Below are 18,044 nucleotides of genomic sequence, written 5' to 3'. Positions count from 1 at the left end.
TTGGCGAGCGTTGTCGACTTAGTTTCCGACTTTGCCCACTTGCAAGCCCCGGAGCAGCGTTGTTTACTGGCGGCAATTCATTTCTCACTCAGGGAATCATCATGCAAAAAATGACCAATACGGTGCAAAACTACGCCTGGGGCAGCCACGACGCGCTCACCAAACTGTACGGCATTGCCAACCCGCAGGGAAAACCGATGGCGGAACTGTGGATGGGCGCACACCCCAAAAGCAGTTCTCAGGTGACGGACGCCACGGGTGCGCAGCGCGCATTACGTGATGTTATTAATGAAAACCAACCGCAGCAGTTGGGGCGCCAGGTCGCCGAGCGCTTTGGCGAGCTGCCGTTCCTGTTTAAAGTGCTGTGTGCCGATCAGCCGCTGTCGATCCAGGTGCACCCCAGCAAATCCGCCGCAGAAATCGGTTTTGCCAAAGAGAACGCCGCCGGTATTCCTCTGGACGCCGCCGAGCGCAACTACAAGGATCCGAACCATAAGCCGGAGCTGGTATTCGCCCTGACGCCGTTTTTGGCGATGAACGGTTTCCGCCAGTTGGACGATATTGCCGCCCTGCTGCAGCCCATCGCCAGCGCCCATCATGATATCGCCGCTTTCCTGCAGCAGCCGGACACGGAACGCCTGGCGAAGCTGTTCGCCGGCCTGCTCAGTATGCAGGGCGAACAAAAAGCCCGGGCGCTGGGCGTGCTGAAAGCGGCGCTCAACAATCAGCAGGGCGAACCCTGGAACACCATCCGCTTTATCGCCGGTTTTTACCCGGATGATAACGGCCTGTTCTCGCCGCTGCTGCTGAACGTCGTGCAGTTGGCGCCGGGCGAAGCGATGTTTCTGTACGCAGAAACGCCGCACGCCTATCTGCAAGGCGTGGCGCTGGAGGTGATGGCCAACTCGGACAATGTGCTGCGCGCCGGCCTGACGCCTAAATTTATTGATATCCCGGAGCTGCTGGCCAACCTGCAGTTCCGCCCGCAGTCCGCCGACGCGCTGCTGACCCGGCCGGAGCCGCGCGGCGACGAGCTGTTCTTCCCGATTCCGGTGGACGATTTCGCCTTTTCGCTGCATACGCTGTCCGCCGCGCCCCAGCCGTTGGCGCAACAGAGCGCGGCCATCGTATTCTGCGTGGATGGCGAAGCCATATTGGAACGACAGGATCAGCAACTGCGGCTGCAGCCGGGCGAATCCTGCTTTATCCCCGCCTGCGAGTCGCCGGTGAGCGTCAGCGGCAGCGGCCGCATCGCGCGGGTTTATACTCTTTTGTCGTAACCATTTGGTAAATTTCAGCAAATGGGTTGCTAAAAGCAGGCGCATGCCTTCACAATTAAACGCCTGCGGGCGTTTTTTTGTTGGCCCTGTTCGCCTTGCGACGATGCAGCCACCGCTTACGCGCAGTGTTAAGCGCCACAGGAATGCCAAACCCTTTACAACAGGATGAGAGAACGATGAAAAAGTCAGTCGTCGCCGTCGGCGTTATTGCGATTCTTGGCGCAGCATGGACCGGGGCTTCATGGTACACCGGTAAACTCATTGAGCAGCGGATGGGCGAAGTGGTGAGCAGCACCAACAGCCAGCTGGAAAGCTACCTGCCGCAGGCCGGCATCAAACTGAGCTATGAGGATTACCAGCGCGGCCTGTTCAGCAGCCACCTGCGCTTTGTCATCCGTCCGGACGGCACCGCCAGCGGCGAGCAGGCGGCGCTGCAGCCGGGTGAGGAAGTGGTGCTGCAGGAGGTGATCGACCACGGCCCCTTCCCGTTCGCCCAGCTCAAGCGCTTTAACCTGATCCCCAGCATGGCATCGGTACGCACCGAGCTGGCCAATACCCCGGCGGTGAAAACGCTGTTCGATATCGCCAAAGGCAAAGCGCCGTTTACCGCCGATTCACGCATTGCCTATAACGGCGATACCTCCACGGCGCTCAAGGTACTGCCGCTGGATTACCAGAAGGACGGCAACGCGCTGACATTCGCCGGCGCGGATCTGACCATTGACGTCGCCCGCGATCTGAAAGCGGTGCAGGTAGACGGCAGCAGCGACAGCGCCACGCTGTCCGGCCGTACCGAATTTGGCCAGACCGAGCAGATCACCCTGCAGGGCATTACGCTGAAAACCGACACCCGCACCGGCCAGTACGACCTGAGCCTCGGCGATCAGGCGCTGAACATTAAGCAGCTGAAAGTCGCGGTCGATAACAAAGAGGCGCTGACGCTGGACGGCTTCAATCTGGCGAGCAAATTTGGCGAGCAGGACGGCAACCTGAATGGCCAGATCGATTACACCATGGATGCGCTGAAGCTGCAGGGCGCCGACTTCGGCTCCGGCAAGCTGACGCTGAAAGTCGACAAGCTGGACGGCAAATCGCTGAAAGAGTTCGCCGACCGCTACAATCAGCAAATGGCCGCCCTGCTGCAGCAAAGCCAGTCTCTGCCGCCTGAAGCCTATCAGGAGCAGGCAAGCGCCATCGTGATGCAGAACCTGCCGCTGCTGCTGAAAGGCAACCCGACCATTAACGTTGCGCCGCTGAGCTGGAAGAACGGTAAAGGCGAAGGCACCTTCACGCTGAACCTGGATCTGGTCGATCCGACCCAGGGCGTTTCCCCGCAGGCGCCGGACGATCTGCTGCTGGCGCGCGCGGTGAAGAAGCTCGACGCCAGCCTGAATCTTCCTGTGCCGATGGCGACGGAAGCCACCGCGCAAACCGCCAAACTGCAGGGCTACAACGCCGAAGAGGCGCAGAAGCTGGCGCAACAGCAGGTGCAGGGTCTGGCGGCCATGGGGCAGATGTTTAAGCTGACCACGCTGAAGGACGATGTGATCGGCTCCCGTTTCCACTATGCCGATAATCAGGTGGAGCTGAACGGCAACAAGATGTCGCTGCAGGAATTCCTCGGCATGTTCGGCATGCTGGCCGGCCCGGAACAGGGCGTACCGCCGGCGCCAATGCCAGTCCCGGCTCCGGCTCCGGCTCCGGCTCCGGCTCCGGCACAATAATCGCATTATGGGGGCTGTTACAGCCCCCTTTTTACGCTGTCTGTTCCCCCTCCTCCATAAAATTTCGCCGCTGATCCTACTAAGCAAAGCTCATATTCCCGACTGAGAAAATAACGCCAATTATTTATATCTCTTGACTTACCATATGTCAGGAATATAGTTTTTATATTAAAAAAGAAACGTAGTTTCATATTTAAAACGAAGTTAACATATGGAACATAAATAAACAGCCTGTCTCATGGGCAAAACAATTAGTTTCACCAATAAAACTAACGCCGTCATTATTTGTTGGCGGTACGTGCTCGCGCCAATAAAACATTGACTCTTTACCGGGGAAGATATGCGCAAGGTCATCGCTTTAATTTTACTTGCATCACCAATGGGTTACGCTGCGGAAAATGTCTCGAACAAAAGCAACGCCGCGGCCACCGCGCCTGCAGTAAAAAGCAAATCGGCGTTTCCGCATCTGCATTGGCAAAGTGCTGACAATAAAAACAATCTGGATATTGGCGGCGCGCTGCGCGCTAATTATCGCTACGAAGATTGGGGTAGCAGCAATTATCGCAATCCGCCACATTTACGTTTTGATGCCTTTCGTATCGACGCCAGCGGAAATTATCAGGATGCTTTTTTCGATGCCGGGTTCTGGTTGCAGGATCGGCGAAAATACGCCATTGACCGCGCCTATATCGGCTATCACCTCAACCAACATGCCGATATTCAACTGGGTGCACCGTTCAAGCCTTTTGGTCTGATGCCCTATCCGCAATTTGGCTGGTCCTACGGTATCCCTTTCTATCTGGGATTTGGCGTTAATGCCGGGCTGGGAGCTAAATACCAGTATCACAGCAGCGATTGGACCTTTGATGCAGCCTACTATCCCCGTATGATGCCGGCCGGAGTGCGCTATGCGCCCGACGTGGGCAGCTACAATGATTTAAAGAATACCAACGCCGGCGCGCAGCGGTTGCAGCAGAACGAAAAGCGCGATCAGGTCAATCTGCGCCTGGCGCGCGAATTTCAGCAAGGCAACTGGCGCAATGAGCTGGGCGCCTCACTGGCGGCCTCTCGCCTGTACAATCAGGCAACCGGCGATAACGGCAGTTTCTGGGCCGCAGGTCTGCACACGCTGGTGAATCACGATCCCTGGCATTTATCCGGCCAGATTATCCGCTACTCCTATTCCGCCAAAGGGCCAAGCGGTGCGGACAACTCAACGATCCTGATGGGCGGCAATGGCCTGACGCCCTCTTATCTGATCCCGGCACAGGCCACAACGGCATCACTTAACCTGGCTCGCGATGTGGCGCTGGACTGGGGGCCGGTACAAAAGCTACGGTTTTACAATGACTACAGCGTGCTGTGGAAAGATGCAAACGGCGGTTCAGACTCGAAAATGAACACCCTTGGAGTACAAGTTTTCGCCCTGCCGGTGATGCTGTGGGTCGATCTGACCTGGGCGCAAAACGTCAACCCGTGGGGCGGTGCAGAAAATGCCACCGGCTGGACCAGCACACAATCTGCCGGCAGCAACAAATGGTATTTTCGCACCAACGTCAATATCGGTTATTACTTCTGAAACAAAGGAAACCCGGCCGCTATGCCGACGCCCGCTCAATCAGTTTCGGCGCCAGAATCACGTCCTGCGGCGGCAGTTCGGGGGACTCAATCCGCTGCAGCAAACGGGCGGCGGCGCTGCGCCCGACGTCACGCGCCGACGTGGAAACCAGCGTCAGCGGCGGTTCACTCAACGCCGCATCCGGCGCGTCGCCAAAGCCGATCAGCGCCACCTGCTGGCTGAGGAAACTGTCGATGCCGTCCGAGCCGATGCCGCGCCCGCTGCGGATAATGCCAAAATAGGCGCCCAGCGCCACCGAGGCTTTATCGCACACCATGGCGCTGATGTTGGGGTGCTGACGCAGCAGCTGTTCGGCGGCCAGCGCCGCCGCCTGTTGTTGGCTCTCACACTCGATAATCCACTCGCTGCGAAAAGGTAAACCGTACTGCACCAGCGTGGCGCAAAAGCCTCCCAGCCGCTCGGCACGGGTCAGCGAGTCGCTGCGCCCGCCCAGATAGGCAATCTGCCGGTGGCCGCGTTTAATCAGGAATTCGGTGGCAATCTGCGCCGCCTGCATATTGTCCGGCCGCACCACGTCCACTTCCGCCACGCTGCCGGAGCGCGCGGCGCACACCAGCGGTACGCCCTGTTCAGCCGCCTGCGCCTGCAGGCCGTCGACAGCACGTGCGCCCCCCGCCAGCACCAGTCCGTCGACGCCGTGCGTCAACAAGGTGTCAAAGCAGCGCATCAGCCCGGCGCCGTCGCGTCCGCTCTGCATCAAGAACAGCACCTTGCCCTGCGCTTCCAGCGCTTCGCTCAGGCCGGCGGTCATCTCCGCATAAAAAGGATCGCCAATATCACGCAGGATCAGACCAATCACGCCGGACGCCGCGCCGCGCAGCGTCGCCGCCTGTCGGTTGCGCACATAGCCCAGCTGTTCGATAGCCTGATGCACCCGCGCCACGGTAGCCGAAGAAATGCGCCCTTTGCCGCTCAGCACCAGCGAAACCGTACTGACGGACACCCCGGCGTGCTGTGCAACATCGGTAATGGTGATCTTTTTGATGGTGTAACCTCAACAAACGATGGCCATGGCGCTAAATGTATACCCATCAGTCCGATACAGTAAAACGATTTACCGGCTTTCTGTATAGCGGTGAAAAGTTCACCGTTTAATTGTGATAATCGGCGCATTTTTAATAGGTAAATCGTTTTATCTTATTTTTACCTTCGGCAGGCGCGCTTGCCTGCTCATTTTCATTCGCCAGGAGTCTCCGGTAATGCCAGCAAGTCAAAAACCCAAAGTTACCCTCTGGGAGTTTTTCCAGAGCCTGGGCAAAACCTTTATGCTACCCGTCGCGCTGCTCTCGTTCTGCGGCATTATGCTCGGTATCGGCAGTTCGCTCAGCAGCCGCGATGTCATCAGCCTGCTGCCGTTCCTCGGCCACCCTGCCTGCCAGCTGCTGTTTACCTGGATGAGCAAGGTGGGGTCTTTCGCCTTCAGCTTCCTGCCGGTGATGTTCGCCATCGCCATCCCGCTCGGCATGGCGCGGGACAATAAAGGCGTCGCCGCCTTTTCCGGCTTCGTCGGCTTCGCGGTGCTCAATCTGGCGACCAATTTCTATCTGACCGCCAGCGGCGTACTGCCCAGCAGCGATCCGCTGGTGCTCAAGGCGCATAATATCCAGAACGTGCTCGGCATTCAGTCGATCGATACCGGCATCCTCGGCGCGGTGCTGGTCGGCATTATCGTCTATCTGTTGCATGAGCGTTTTAATACCATCCGCCTGCCGGATGCGCTGGCGTTCTTCGGCGGTACGCGTTTTGTCCCGATTATCACCACCCTGACGCTTGGCGTGTGCGGGCTGGTGGTGCCGCTGATCTGGCCGTGGTTTGCCGCCGGCATTAACGGCCTGGGCTGGGTGATTAACGGCGCCGGCGCTTTTGGTCCGATGATCTTCGGCAGCGGTGAACGCCTGCTGCTGCCCTTCGGCCTGCACCATATTCTGGTGGCGCTGATCCGCTTTACCGACGCCGGCGGCACGCTGGACGTCTGCGGCCACAGCGTCAGCGGCGCGCTGACCATTTTCCAGGCCCAACTCTCCTGCCCGACCACCCACGGCTTTGCGGAAAGCGCCACCCGCTTCCTGTCGCAGGGTAAAATGCCGGCCTTCCTCGGCGGGCTGCCGGGCGCTGCGCTGGCGATGTACCACTGCGCCCGGCCGGAAAACAGGCATAAGATCAAAGGGCTGCTGATTTCCGGCGTGGTCGCCTGCGTGGTGGGCGGCACCACCGAACCGATCGAGTTCCTGTTCCTGTTCGTCGCGCCGTTCCTGTACCTGATCCACGCGATCCTCACCGGCCTCGGTTTTACCGTGATGGCGCTGCTTGGCGTCACCATCGGTAATACCGACGGCAACATCATCGATTTTGTGGTGTTCGGCATTCTGCACGGCACCGCCACCAAATGGTATCTGGTGCCGCTGGTGGCGGCCATCTGGTTCGCCGCCTACTACGCCATTTTCCGTTTCGCCATTTTGCGCTTTAACATTAAGACGCCGGGCCGCGACAGTGACAACGCCGGCAGCGCGGCGCACGCCCCGTCAGGTACGGTGGGCCAGTCGGGCTATAATGTTCCGGCGATCCTCACCGCGCTGGGCGGCGCCGGCAATATCGTTTCGCTGGATAACTGCATTACCCGCCTGCGGCTGTCGGTGGCGGATATCAGCAAGGTCGACGATGCGGCGCTGAAGGAGAACCGCGCCATCGGCGTGGTGCGCCTGAACGCGCACAGCCTGCAGGTGGTGATCGGCCCGCAGGTACAGTCGGTCAAAGATGAATTAGACTCATTGATAGCGGCAAGCCGGCCTGCAGCAGAACTGTCTGGAGCAACCCATGTTTGATTTTTCCACCCCGATCGACCGTCACGGCACCTGGTGCACCCAGTGGGACTATATCGCCGACCGCTTCGGCAGCGCCGATCTGCTGCCGTTCACCATTTCGGATATGGACTTCGCTACTGCGCCCTGCATTCTGGATGCGTTGCAGCAGCGGCTGCAGCACGGCGTGCTGGGCTACAGCCGCTGGCAGCATGAAGATTTCCTCGGCGCACTGCGCCACTGGTATCAGTTGCGCTTCCAGACCGCGATCGATACCGCCGACGCAGTGTATGGGCCATCGGTGATTTATATGGTTTCCCAACTGATCCGCCAGTGGTCAGCGCCGGGGGAATACGTGGTCACCCATATCCCCGCCTACGACGCGTTTTACAAGGCGATTCTCGGCAACCAGCGTCAGCTGTTGGCCTGCCCGCTACAGAAGGCCGGTAACCAATGGCATTGCGATATGGCCCACCTGGAGGCGCTGCTGGCCCGGCCGCAAAGCAAAATTCTGCTGCTGTGCAGCCCGCATAACCCGACCGGTAAAGTGTGGAGCGCCGAAGAGCTGCAGCAGATGGCAACGCTGTGCGAGCGCCATCAGGTTCGGGTCATCAGCGACGAGATCCATATGGATATGACCTGGGGCGAACATCGGCATCTGCCGTGGAGCCAGGTCGGTGCCTCGCCGTGGGCGCTGCTGACCTCCGGCTCAAAAAGCTTCAATATCCCGGCGCTGACCGGCGCCTACGGCTTTATCAGCGATGAGGCATCGCGCGACGCCTATCTGCACCAGCTTAAAGGCCGCGACGGCCTCTCCTCCCCGGCGGTGCTGGCAATTGTGGCGCATATTGCCGCCTACCGCCACGGCGCCCCCTGGCTGGACGCGCTGCGCGACTATCTGCAGGGCAACCTGCGCTACGTCGCCGAACGGCTTAATCAGGCCTTTCCGCAGCTGGCGTGGCAGCCGCCGCAGGCTACCTACCTGGCGTGGATCGACCTGCGTCCGTTGAATATTGACGACCATGCGCTGCAACAGGCGTTGATCGAGCGGGAAAAGGTGGCGATCATGCCCGGTTTTACCTACGGCGAAGAGGGGCGCGGCTTTGTTCGTCTCAACGTCGGCTGCCCGCGCAGCAAGCTGGAGGATGGCATGGACCGGCTGATCGCCGGCCTGCGGTTTGTGGCAACGCCAGTCTGACGCATCACGGCGGGCCAACGCCCGCCGTTGTCGATTACTGCACAGCAGGGATATCCGCCAGTTGACGATAGACCGTCAGTCCCAGCGCCTCAGCCACTTCCACGTCCTTATCCGCCCCTTGCGAAGCGCCCTCAATACGGTAAATCCCCTGACACTGGGCAATCAGCCGATGCGCAACCGGATACAGGTAGGCCTCGCTGATCTCATCCCCCACCTGCTGTGAGCCGGCGGCGCCGGCCAGCGGCAGCGCCAGCCATTCGCCAATCACCGGCACATGCCCGCGCTGATAGACCGCCAGCGCCGCCTGCTCCAGACGATGCAGATTGGCGGCAATACGCGCCGTATTGCCGTTGGTGCCGCTGCGATAAGGGCCAGCAATCAGAATTTGTTGCGCTTTCATAAGGCGTTCTCCCAGTCAGGATTCAGAGCGATAAATTGTAATAACATGATGGTTTTGGCATCGACGATCGTTCCCTGTCTGATGGCCTGCAGCGCCTCTTTCAGCGTCATCTCCAGCACCTCGACATCTTCACCCTCATCCTCAAGGCCGCCGCCCTGATGCATACGCGCCGAGGCGTCATATTCACCGATAAAGAAATGCAGTTTTTCGGTCACCGAACCGGGGCTCATATAAGCCTCAAAGACTTTCCGCACGTTCTGCACGAAATAGCCGGTTTCTTCTTCGGCTTCTGCACGAATACGCTGTTCCGGCGACGCGTTATCCAGCAGGCCGGCCGCCGCTTCAATCAGCATGCCGTCGTGACCGTTGACGAACACCGGAAAACGAAACTGCCGCGTCAGGATCACCGTTTGCGCCTGGCGGTTGATCAGTAAAATCACGGCGCCGTCGCCTCTGTCATAGGTTTCACGGCTTTGCCGCTGCCAGCTGCCGTCGCGACGCAGAAAATCAAAGGTGTTCTTTTTCAGCACATACCAGTCATCGGATAACACCTGCGTTGACACCATGCGTACGCGATCTTTTGTTGGGATCATCTTGTCTGCTCCAAAGGGGTTGAGGGTCGCATTGATACTATCGTGCAGTTTCGTGTATGATCAAGATCATTCGTGCAAACAAAAAATTGACGGGGACGTATGCTGACCAGCCAGCGCAAGAAGCTAATCCTGGAGAAACTTGCCAGCGAGGGCCAGGTATTGGCCAAACAGTTAAGTGAGATGTTCGGGCTGTCGGAAGACACCATCCGGCGTGATTTACGCGAGCTGGACAGCGAAGGCTTACTCCAGCGCGTGCACGGCGGCGCGCTGCCGGTATCCCCCGCCATCGCTCCATTTGCCGAACGCAACAAGCAGGAGTCCGGTGCCAAACGCGCCATTGCCCGCGCCGCCGCCGCCATGATTTTGCCGGGCCAGGTGGCGATCGTGGACGGCGGCACCACTTCTGCCGAGCTGGTGAAACAGCTGCCGCTGTCTTTACAGGCGACCATTGTCACCCACAGCCCCAGCGTGGCGGTCGGGCTGGTGGACCACCCGCAGATCGAGGTGATCCTGATTGGCGGCCGGCTGTTTAAACATTCGATCGTCACCGTCGGCGCGGCCGCGGTAGAGGCGATGTCGCATATTCGCGCCGATCTCTACTTTATGGGCGTGACCGGCGTTCACCCTACCGCCGGTCTCAGCACCGGCGATTTGGAGGAGGCCTATATCAAACGCGCGCTGGCGGCGCGCGCGGCAGAAACCGTGGTGCTGGCTTCCGCCGCCAAACTTAACGCGGCCTCACAGTATGCCATCGGCGATATTACGCTGGCGCAGTCCATTATTGTGGAGCACGCCACCGACGAGGCCTTGATATCCCCGCTGCAACAGGCGGGCGTCAGCGTCATTAAAGCCTGACGGGCGACATCTGCGCGCGCCGTTTAACGGTGCGCCAGACGCCGCTTACCGGCGAAAAATGCCAAATCCGCAATAAAATGCGATGAATCTCACATTTGTATTAAGTTTTTCCGAATTAGCGGAGCGCCCTTCCCGTCAGCCCATGATTTCAGCGGCTAAATCAATCAACTCTTTGAATAAAAATAAAAAAACCTCAGCGTCCCCAGTATGGCCTGATTCTAGAAATGTGATTTAATTCGCAAAAAATGTCCATAAAACTAATGAGTCAATCGCTATAACGACGATTTTTGTCATTATTTTGTGATGTCGCTTGCAAATTTACCCCTATTTAAAATTCAACAATGACGTTAAAGCAACGAAGGGGGCCTACGATGAAAATCGGTATAGTGATTAGCGGCGGCGATGTCAGCGGTATTAATAATTTTATTTTTCAAATAGCCAATCTGACGCAGGCCGAAATAGTTTTATTTGACGGCGGCATTCCGGGGTTATTGGCAAACCGGCACCGCCCTATGACACAACGCGATCTGATCGATTATGCCATTTCCGCTATTCCGCTTCTTAGCTCCGGCAGAACCAGCCGGAAACTCTACGCATCGGAATATGAAGGCATCAGTAAACAACTCAAGGCACTGCGGATTGACGTCATTATTATGGCCGGCGGCGACGGCTCCCTGCAGTTTTTAAATACCCTGAGCGAATTTGGCGTCAACTGTTTTGGCATCGGCATGACCATTGATAATGACGTATTCGGCAGCAGCTATACCGTCGGTTTTTCTACCGCCTGCGAACAAATACTCAAAGAGGTCGCCAAATTACGTAATACCGGCAGGGCACTGCCCGGCCGCGTATTTATGTTGGAATTGCTTGGCGGATATTGCGGCGAACTGACTCTGCAGTCCGCCATTAAATCCAATGCCGATTTTGCGCTCATTCCGGAGTGTCAATATAACCTGCCGGAGCTGGCCGAGAGAATAAAACACAAGCTGACATCGCAAAACAGCGTAATTATTTTGTGTTCCGAGGGCTACACCAAAGAGTATTCACCGGGCTTCCAGGGGGCGATCGACACCATGATCAAGCAGCTGGAGCCGCATATCGGCGTCCGTATTCGCAAGACCATCGTCGGGTATGGCCTGCGCAACGGCGACCCCACCGGCGAAGAGATTTATCAAGGCACGCTGATGGCCAATGAGGTCGCGCGCTGTATTCAATCCGGCATGAAAAATAAAGCCATCGTGATTAATGCCGGCAATCAGGCAATTCCCATTGATTTAATCAGTATGAAAAAGCGTCTGGTAGATACCGAAGGGCACCATTACAAACTGGCCAAACAGTTAAATATTATTTGAGGAGCAACGTCATGTTAAAAATACTCTGCGTATGCGGCTGTGGTTTAGGTTCAAGCTTTGCTATTGAAATGAGCGCCAAGGCAGTACTCAAAAAACTAGAGATCGACGCGGATATCGACCACACCACTATTTCAGAAGCCGGAGCCTTTAAGTCCGATATTATTCTCACTCAAAAAACGTTTGCGGATATTCTCAATGCCGATGCCAGCGAGGAAGAAAAGAAACGGGTCATTATTCTTAATAAGCTGACGGATAAAGCGGAGATTGAGCAGAAGATCGTCGCGTTTCTTAAAGAACGGAATATGCAAGGGCTGCCATCATGAACAGCATGATAAATTTCATCGTAAAGGACCTGCTGGGTCAGGCATCGGTGCTTATTGCGTTGATTGCCATGTTAGGACTGCTGCTACAGAAAAAGTCCGCGGGTAAAGTGGCCGAAGGCACCTTTAAAACGCTGTTGGGTTTTTTAATCATGATGGCCGGCATTAATATTATCGTCGGCGCCCTGACCTATCTAAACGATATATTCACTCACGGTTTCGGCATGCACGGCTATATTACCGACGTCGCCGCAATAGCCGGGGTGGCTAATCGCGAACTGGGTTCTGAAGTGGCGCTGACGCTGTTGGTCATCTTTGTGGTCAATATCATCATCGCCCGGCTGACACCGTTCAAATATATCTTTCTGACCGGTCAGGCGCTGTTGTGGATGGCCACCATCGGCGCAGTGGTCGGCTATAAGGCCGGGCTGAGCGGGCTGCCGCTGATTCTGACCGGCGGGATCTTTGGCGGCGTGATGGCGGTGCTGATGCCCGCGCTGGCGCAGCCGGTGGTGCGCCGTATTACCGACGCCGACGATGTGGCGCTGGGACACTTCTGCACGCTGGGCTATCTGGTGCAGGCGGCGGTGGCCAAAGTGGTAGGCAGAGGCTCCCGCTCCACAGAAGATCTGCAGTTGCCGGACAACTTTAAATTCCTGCAGGACACCTATGTATCGATGGCGGTGGTGATGGTCCCGATGTACCTGATCCCGGCGCTGGCCGCCGGCCCGCAGTATATCGCCCAATACGCCGACGGCATGAACTACCTGATGTACTCCTTTATGCAGTCCATTCAGTTTGTCGCCGGGGTGTTCATCCTCTACAGCGGCGTACGCCTGTTGCTCAACGAACTGGTGCCGGCTTTCCGCGGCATAGCGCTGCGCATCGTGCCTGACGCGAAACCGGCGCTCGATTGCCCGGTGCTGTTTCCCTACGCCCCCAACGCGGTGATCGTCGGTTTTCTCGCCACCACGCTCGGCTCGGTCATCGGCATGATCGTCTTCCCGATGTTTGGCCTGGCGATGATTCTGCCCGGCCTGCTGACCAACTTCTTCGCCGGCGGCACCGCCGGGATCTTCGGCAATGCGCTGGGCGGACGGCGCGGCGCCATGATCGGCGGCGTCGTGCACGGCCTGTTTATCACCCTGCTGCCGGCGCTGTTAGTGCCCATGCTCGAAAGCTACGGCTTCGTCGGGCTGACCTTCAGCGACTCCGACGTCATCAGCAGCGGGCTGGTGCTGGGCAATGCTCTGCAGCACAACTGGCTGTTCGCCGGCCTGTTTATTGCTTTTGTCGCGCTTCTCGCGTGGTTCGTTAACGGTAAATCAACCAAGCACCATGAGGAAAAAGTCCATGAAACTTTATAACTTTCCCGCGTTGTTACAGCTGGCCAAAGCCCGCAACTACAAAGCGCTCGGCTCTTTCAACCTTCACTGTCTGGAAATGCTGCCCGCCTATTTCCGCGCGGCGCAGCGCGCCGACAGCCCGCTGATGATTCAGATATCCACCGGCACCGCCGAATATCTGGGTTATCAGCTGCTGGTCGACGCCGTCTCTTCTCTCGCCGCCAGCGAGCAGATACCAACCTGCCTGCATCTGGACCATTGCTCCGACCCGCGCGCGATCCGTACGGCCATCGACGCCGGGTTCAGCTCGGTCATGTATGACGGTTCCCACCTGAACATCGATGAGAATATCGCCAATACGCGCCTGGTGATTGAGATGGCCCGGCCGCGCGGCGTTTCGGTGGAGGCGGAACTGGGGGCCATCGGCGGCGCCGAGGATGGGAAGATGGTCGCCGCCGAAGACATCAGTTTCACCACGGTGGCCGATGCCAAGCGTTTTGTCGATGAAACCGGCGTCGATATGCTCGCCGTATCGGTCGGCACGGTGCACGGGTTGTATACCGGCAAGGCGCAAATCCAGCATCAGCGCCTGATGGAAATTACCGCCGCCACCGCTACGCCGCTGGTGCTGCACGGCGGTACCGGCGTCAGCGATGATGATATGCGCCGGGCGGTAAGCGGCGGCATTGATAAGGTTAACGTCGGCACGGAAATGAATGTGCAATGGGTCGGGCGCTGCAAAGAAACGTTTGAGAAAGGCAAAGTCAGCGACAGCGTACGTAAATTTCTGATCCCGGCGAATGAAGCGGTGACTAATGTATTAACTGAAAAAATGAATTTATTTCGCTGAATAATTTTATTCCCTTTTAAACGTTGAAAGAAAATCATGCCTGGCGCCCCGGCGCGCTCCGGGGCTGGAGACAACCATGTTTAAATTTATGAAGCGGCATAAAACGGTGATTGCCGATGACGATCAATATCACCGGGAGGCGGCGCAAATCGCGGAAAGTATCGCCCGCCAGGAACGCCAGTTAGACAGCCATCCGCAGGACGGCGAAATACAGAAACAATTAATGTTGGAATATAACCGGGCGCTAAAAATATACGCTAAAAGTAAAGCGTATCGCGATCGGGTTGATGAACTCTTTGTGAAGATTGATGAGTTACGCAATGTCATAAGAAAAAGTATCTGAGGACCAGCTATGTCGATAAAACAATTGTTGATCGAAGCCAACGCCATCCAGCTCGGCGTTAAGGAGCAGGACTGGCAACGGGTGATTACCCTGGCGGCGCAGCCGCTGGTGACACAAGGTTATATTGAAGCATCCTACTGCCAGGCGGTTATCAACAATACGCTGGCGCATGGCGCATATTACGTTTTTGATGAAGGCATCGCCATTCCTCACGCACGGCCCGAGTGCGGCGTGATTAAGAACTGCTTTAGCCTGGTGGTGCTTGACCAGCCCATCGCTTTCCAGGGCAGCGAAAAAGCCGATATCGTGATCCTGTTCGGCGCCACCAGCAGTGATGACCACATTGAAGCCGGCCTGCGTGCGATTGTTGAATGGCTGGACGACCCGCAGACGATGGCAAAACTGCGGGCCGCAACCCAACGGCAGCAAGTTGTGGAGATCTTATGAGTGCAGCATTCTCTACCAACGGCAATAAATGCGTCATTTTGGTCAACGGCGTTCCCGCCTCGGGGAAAAGCACCGTGGCTCGCCACATTGCCGAACGCTTTGGTTTCCCCTATCTGACCATTGACGGCATCAAAGAGCCTTTTATGGAGCTGTTCGCCCCGGTCGATCGCCAGCTGAACCGTAACATCGGCCGGGCGGCGTATCAGACGATCTGGTCGATTGTCGCGCATGCGCCGGCGAACTGCGTCTATGTGATTGACGCCTGGTTCGGTTTCCAGCCCAGAAGTGAATTGCAGCGCTATCTGCAGCAGGCCGGGATCGCGCACGTCGTGGAAATCTGGAACCAGATATCAGGCGATCTGGCGGCTGAACGCTATGCCAGCCGCTTGCACCAGCGTGCCGACGGCCACCCCGGCGCGGAGTATGTACCGGAATTGCGCCAGTTGGCCGAGCGCGCGACGCCGATGGCGCTGGGGCCGGTGCTGACGCTCGATCAGTCCCAGCCACTCTGCCTGCCGCATATTGAACGCTGGCTGCAGACGCACCACCTGCAGCCCGTCCACGCGCACTCAGAACGGCGGTCCGTTGCGGCGCTTGGGGTGCGCGACTGATCCGACGCAACGGCAGGCTTGCCGTCTGCCGTTGCATAAAAACACGCCACAGCGCGGCTTTATTGTGATTGTGGTCACTTTTTTATGTAACAGAATGGCTATTTTCATCAAATTGTTTTTATACTGTTCTGCACTTTACCTTCCCTCATCAGCGAGTGCACAACATGATTGACCCACGCCTCCCGCTTACCGATATCCACCGCCATCTTGATGGCAACATTCGTGCGCAAACCATTCTCGATCTGGGCCGCCAGTTCAACCTCGACCTGCCGGCGAACGATTTGGAAAGCCTGCGTCCGCACGTGCAGATCACCCATACCGAACCGGATTTGGTCAGTTTTCTGCAAAAACTGGACTGGGGCGTGGCGGTGCTGGGCGATCTGGACGCCTGCCGCCGCGTCGCCTATGAAAACGTCGAGGATGCGGTCAACGCCGGCCTGCACTATGCCGAGCTGCGCTTTTCCCCCTACTACATGGCGCTGCAGCATCAGTTGCCGGTAACCGGCGTGGTCGAGGCGGTCGTCGACGGTATTCGTTCCGGTTGCCGCGACCATGATATCGATATTCGCCTGATCGGCATTCTGAGCCGCACCTTCGGCGAGGCAGCCTGTCTGCAAGAGCTGGAAGGCCTGCTGGCGCACCGCGACGCGATCACCGCGCTCGATTTGGCCGGTGACGAGCTGGGCTTCCCCGGCAGCCTGTTCCTGTCCCACTTTAACCGGGCGCGCGACGCCGGGCTGCGTATTACCGTCCATGCCGGCGAAGCCGCCGGGCCGGAAAGCATCTGGCAGGCGATTCGCGAGCTGGGCGCCGAACGTATCGGCCACGGGGTGAAAGCGGTGGAAGACCCGGCGCTGATGGATTACCTCGCCGAGCACGACATCGGCATTGAGTCCTGCCTGACCTCCAATATTCAGACCAGCACCGTAGCGGCGTTGGCGCAGCACCCGCTGGCGACCTTCCTGCGCCACGGCGTGACGGCGTCCATCAATACCGACGATCCTGCCGTACAGGGCATCGAGATTGAGCATGAATACCGCGTGGCCGCGCCGCAGGCGGGACTGACGCCGGAAGAGATGCGCCGCGCGCAGGAAAACGGCCTGACCATGGCGTTTCTCAGCGAGCAGGAAAAACAGGCGCTGCGCGCCAAAGTGGCCGGTTAACCCTGGCTCAATACCTCAGCAAAACAGCGGCCTCACGCCGCTGTTTTCTTATCTGTCCAGCCGAACTTATTCCGCCGCCGCAGCCTGCTGCTCACGCGCCGTTTTACGCGCATAGCGCTGCGCCAGCACCGCGCAGATCATCAGTTGGATCTGGTGGAAAATCATCAGCGGCAGCACCATCGCCCCCACCGCTGCGGCCGGGAACAGCACGTTCGCCATCGGAATACCGTTCGCCAGGCTCTTTTTCGAACCGCAGAACACAATGGTGATCTCATCGGCGGTATTAAAGCCCAGCAGGCGTGCGGCGTAGGTATTGATGATCAGCACCACAGTCAGCAGCACCAGCGACATCACCAGAATCACCAGCAGCGACATGCCGTCGATTTTATGCCAGATGCCCTCAACCACCGCGGCGCTGAAGGCGGTGTACACCACCAGCAGAATCGAGGAGCGGTCGGTCAGGTTAATCAGCTTGCGGTGCCGGTCGACCCATTTGCCAATCAGCGGGCGCGCCAGGTGGCCAATCACAAACGGCACCATCAGCTGCAGGATAATCGCGCCGATGGCGTGCAGCACGTCGGTATTGCCGCCCTGCGTATGCATCAGCGCGCCGACCAGCAGCGGCGACAGAAATACGCCGAGGATGCTGGAGGCCGAAGCGCTGCAGATCGCCGCCGCTACGTTGCCGCCGGCGGCGGAGGTAAAGGCGATTGCCGACTGCACCGTCGCCGGCAGCGCGCACAGATACAGGAAGCCGAGATACACCGTCGGCGTCATAAAGCTCGGCACCAGCAGGTTCATCGCCAGTCCCAGCAGCGGGAACAGCGCAAAAGTGCTGAGAAAGACCACCAGATGCAGTTTCCAGTGGCTCATGCCGGCGATAATCGCCTGTCGCGACAGCTTGGCGCCGTGCATAAAGAACAGCAGCGCGATCGCCGCGGTGGTCAGCCGCTCAAAAAACACCTGCCATACCCCTTCACACGGGAACAGCGAAGCCACCACGACGACCAGAATCAAAACCAGTAAAAATTTATCGATACGCAGACGTTGTAACCAAGACATCAATCAGAATTCCTTGCCAAAAAAACGGGCTCAGCGGCTGAGCCCGTCATAAAAAAGACCTGC

Annotated in this window: 18 protein-coding genes; 14 read left to right on the top strand and 4 right to left on the bottom strand. The window is 57.9% G+C overall.

Annotated features, from left to right (window positions below; all coding sequences use genetic code 11):
* Positions 1 to 101: 101 nt before the first annotated feature.
* The 3 genes from manA (at position 102) to HF675_RS11470 (ending at position 4,583) form a co-directional block, all read left to right on the top strand.
* Positions 102 to 1,280: a mannose-6-phosphate isomerase gene (manA, locus tag HF675_RS11480; protein ID WP_105231273.1), complete on the top strand. Its 1,179-nt coding sequence runs from the start codon at positions 102 to 104 to the stop codon at positions 1,278 to 1,280.
* Positions 1,281 to 1,456: 176 nt separating this feature from the next.
* The gene (locus HF675_RS11475) at positions 1,457 to 3,004 is read left to right on the top strand and encodes a YdgA family protein (protein ID WP_187044629.1); all 1,548 of its coding nucleotides are present in this window, start codon (positions 1,457 to 1,459) and stop codon (positions 3,002 to 3,004) included.
* A 340-nt stretch (positions 3,005 to 3,344) separates the two neighbouring features.
* Positions 3,345 to 4,583, top strand: coding sequence for a hypothetical protein (locus tag HF675_RS11470; RefSeq protein WP_187044628.1), 1,239 nt, complete (start codon positions 3,345 to 3,347; stop codon positions 4,581 to 4,583).
* A 19-nt stretch (positions 4,584 to 4,602) separates the two neighbouring features.
* On the opposite strand, the gene malI is transcribed toward HF675_RS11470, so the two are convergent.
* Positions 4,603 to 5,628: a Mal regulon transcriptional regulator MalI gene (gene malI / locus HF675_RS11465; RefSeq protein ID WP_187044728.1), complete on the bottom strand. Its 1,026-nt coding sequence runs from the start codon at positions 5,626 to 5,628 to the stop codon at positions 4,603 to 4,605.
* A gap of 214 nt (positions 5,629 to 5,842) precedes the next feature.
* Between malI and malX the strand changes: the two genes are divergently transcribed.
* Both malX and HF675_RS11455 read left to right on the top strand, forming a co-directional pair.
* Positions 5,843 to 7,465, top strand: a complete 1,623-nt coding sequence (malX, locus tag HF675_RS11460) for a maltose/glucose-specific PTS transporter subunit IIBC (RefSeq protein WP_187044627.1) — start codon at positions 5,843 to 5,845, stop codon at positions 7,463 to 7,465.
* Positions 7,458 to 8,639, top strand: coding sequence for a MalY/PatB family protein (locus HF675_RS11455; RefSeq protein ID WP_187044626.1), 1,182 nt, complete (start codon positions 7,458 to 7,460; stop codon positions 8,637 to 8,639). Before malX ends, HF675_RS11455 begins: the two co-directional genes overlap by 8 nt.
* Before the next feature lie 34 nt (positions 8,640 to 8,673).
* Here the strand turns inward: HF675_RS11455 and HF675_RS11450 are convergent, their stop codons facing one another.
* A complete protein-coding gene (locus tag HF675_RS11450; RefSeq protein WP_111737012.1) occupies positions 8,674 to 9,039 on the bottom strand; it encodes an NUDIX hydrolase in 366 nt (121 codons plus the stop codon).
* The gene (locus HF675_RS11445) at positions 9,036 to 9,632 is read right to left on the bottom strand and encodes an NUDIX domain-containing protein (RefSeq protein WP_111737011.1); all 597 of its coding nucleotides are present in this window, start codon (positions 9,630 to 9,632) and stop codon (positions 9,036 to 9,038) included. The genes HF675_RS11450 and HF675_RS11445 overlap by 4 nt, the downstream gene beginning before the upstream one ends.
* 99 nt (positions 9,633 to 9,731) lie before the next feature.
* Here HF675_RS11445 and HF675_RS11440 point away from each other — a divergent pair, with 99 nt between their 5' ends.
* The 9 genes from HF675_RS11440 to add all read left to right on the top strand — a co-directional run bounded on the left by HF675_RS11440 (position 9,732) and on the right by add (position 16,919).
* Positions 9,732 to 10,487, top strand: a complete 756-nt coding sequence (locus HF675_RS11440; protein ID WP_105231283.1) for a DeoR/GlpR family DNA-binding transcription regulator — start codon at positions 9,732 to 9,734, stop codon at positions 10,485 to 10,487.
* 371 nt (positions 10,488 to 10,858) lie between these two features.
* Positions 10,859 to 11,839 (top strand): 6-phosphofructokinase, encoded by a 981-nt coding sequence (locus HF675_RS11435; protein ID WP_187044625.1) that lies wholly within the window; start codon positions 10,859 to 10,861, stop codon positions 11,837 to 11,839.
* 11 nt (positions 11,840 to 11,850) lie between these two features.
* Positions 11,851 to 12,162, top strand: coding sequence for a PTS sugar transporter subunit IIB (locus HF675_RS11430; protein WP_105231285.1), 312 nt, complete (start codon positions 11,851 to 11,853; stop codon positions 12,160 to 12,162).
* Positions 12,159 to 13,526, top strand: coding sequence for a PTS sugar transporter subunit IIC (locus HF675_RS11425; RefSeq protein WP_111737009.1), 1,368 nt, complete (start codon positions 12,159 to 12,161; stop codon positions 13,524 to 13,526). Before HF675_RS11430 ends, HF675_RS11425 begins: the two co-directional genes overlap by 4 nt.
* Positions 13,513 to 14,355 (top strand): class II fructose-bisphosphate aldolase, encoded by an 843-nt coding sequence (locus HF675_RS11420; RefSeq protein ID WP_105231287.1) that lies wholly within the window; start codon positions 13,513 to 13,515, stop codon positions 14,353 to 14,355. Before HF675_RS11425 ends, HF675_RS11420 begins: the two co-directional genes overlap by 14 nt.
* 76 nt (positions 14,356 to 14,431) lie before the next feature.
* A complete protein-coding gene (locus HF675_RS11415) occupies positions 14,432 to 14,698 on the top strand; it encodes a hypothetical protein (protein WP_105231288.1) in 267 nt (88 codons plus the stop codon).
* Positions 14,699 to 14,707: 9 nt separating this feature from the next.
* Complete coding sequence (locus HF675_RS11410; protein ID WP_187044624.1) at positions 14,708 to 15,145, top strand: PTS sugar transporter subunit IIA; 438 nt, start codon at positions 14,708 to 14,710, stop codon at positions 15,143 to 15,145.
* Complete coding sequence (locus HF675_RS11405; RefSeq protein WP_187044623.1) at positions 15,142 to 15,756, top strand: AAA family ATPase; 615 nt, start codon at positions 15,142 to 15,144, stop codon at positions 15,754 to 15,756. The genes HF675_RS11410 and HF675_RS11405 overlap by 4 nt, the downstream gene beginning before the upstream one ends.
* Before the next feature lie 164 nt (positions 15,757 to 15,920).
* Positions 15,921 to 16,919, top strand: coding sequence for an adenosine deaminase (gene add / locus HF675_RS11400; RefSeq protein WP_187044622.1), 999 nt, complete (start codon positions 15,921 to 15,923; stop codon positions 16,917 to 16,919).
* A gap of 66 nt (positions 16,920 to 16,985) precedes the next feature.
* Here the strand turns inward: add and HF675_RS11395 are convergent, their stop codons facing one another.
* On the bottom strand, positions 16,986 to 17,981 hold the full coding sequence (locus HF675_RS11395) for a bile acid:sodium symporter family protein (RefSeq protein WP_105231293.1): 996 nt from the start codon (positions 17,979 to 17,981) through the stop codon (positions 16,986 to 16,988).
* Positions 17,982 to 18,044: the final 63 nt, after the last annotated feature.

The sequence above is a fragment of the Serratia sp. JUb9 genome, from assembly GCF_014298095.1.
GTDB classification, from domain to species: domain Bacteria; phylum Pseudomonadota; class Gammaproteobacteria; order Enterobacterales; family Enterobacteriaceae; genus Serratia_B; species Serratia_B rhizosphaerae.
The sequence above is the reverse complement of the archived record's forward strand: the minus strand, read 5'-3'. Positions and strand labels throughout refer to the sequence as shown.

Coding starts and splice junctions, on each gene's coding strand:
- add (WP_187044622.1), top strand. CDS start 15,921: ATGATTGACCCACGCCTCCCGCTTACCGATATCCACCGCCATCTTGAT.
- manA (WP_105231273.1), top strand. CDS start 102: ATGCAAAAAATGACCAATACGGTGCAAAACTACGCCTGGGGCAGCCAC.
- HF675_RS11475 (WP_187044629.1), top strand. CDS start 1,457: ATGAAAAAGTCAGTCGTCGCCGTCGGCGTTATTGCGATTCTTGGCGCA.
- HF675_RS11425 (WP_111737009.1), top strand. CDS start 12,159: ATGAACAGCATGATAAATTTCATCGTAAAGGACCTGCTGGGTCAGGCA.
- HF675_RS11450 (WP_111737012.1), bottom strand. CDS start 9,039: ATGAAAGCGCAACAAATTCTGATTGCTGGCCCTTATCGCAGCGGCACC.
- HF675_RS11405 (WP_187044623.1), top strand. CDS start 15,142: ATGAGTGCAGCATTCTCTACCAACGGCAATAAATGCGTCATTTTGGTC.
- HF675_RS11410 (WP_187044624.1), top strand. CDS start 14,708: ATGTCGATAAAACAATTGTTGATCGAAGCCAACGCCATCCAGCTCGGC.
- HF675_RS11395 (WP_105231293.1), bottom strand. CDS start 17,981: ATGTCTTGGTTACAACGTCTGCGTATCGATAAATTTTTACTGGTTTTG.
- HF675_RS11455 (WP_187044626.1), top strand. CDS start 7,458: ATGTTTGATTTTTCCACCCCGATCGACCGTCACGGCACCTGGTGCACC.
- HF675_RS11435 (WP_187044625.1), top strand. CDS start 10,859: ATGAAAATCGGTATAGTGATTAGCGGCGGCGATGTCAGCGGTATTAAT.
- HF675_RS11470 (WP_187044628.1), top strand. CDS start 3,345: ATGCGCAAGGTCATCGCTTTAATTTTACTTGCATCACCAATGGGTTAC.
- HF675_RS11445 (WP_111737011.1), bottom strand. CDS start 9,632: ATGATCCCAACAAAAGATCGCGTACGCATGGTGTCAACGCAGGTGTTA.
- HF675_RS11440 (WP_105231283.1), top strand. CDS start 9,732: ATGCTGACCAGCCAGCGCAAGAAGCTAATCCTGGAGAAACTTGCCAGC.
- HF675_RS11415 (WP_105231288.1), top strand. CDS start 14,432: ATGTTTAAATTTATGAAGCGGCATAAAACGGTGATTGCCGATGACGAT.
- HF675_RS11420 (WP_105231287.1), top strand. CDS start 13,513: ATGAAACTTTATAACTTTCCCGCGTTGTTACAGCTGGCCAAAGCCCGC.
- malX (WP_187044627.1), top strand. CDS start 5,843: ATGCCAGCAAGTCAAAAACCCAAAGTTACCCTCTGGGAGTTTTTCCAG.
- HF675_RS11430 (WP_105231285.1), top strand. CDS start 11,851: ATGTTAAAAATACTCTGCGTATGCGGCTGTGGTTTAGGTTCAAGCTTT.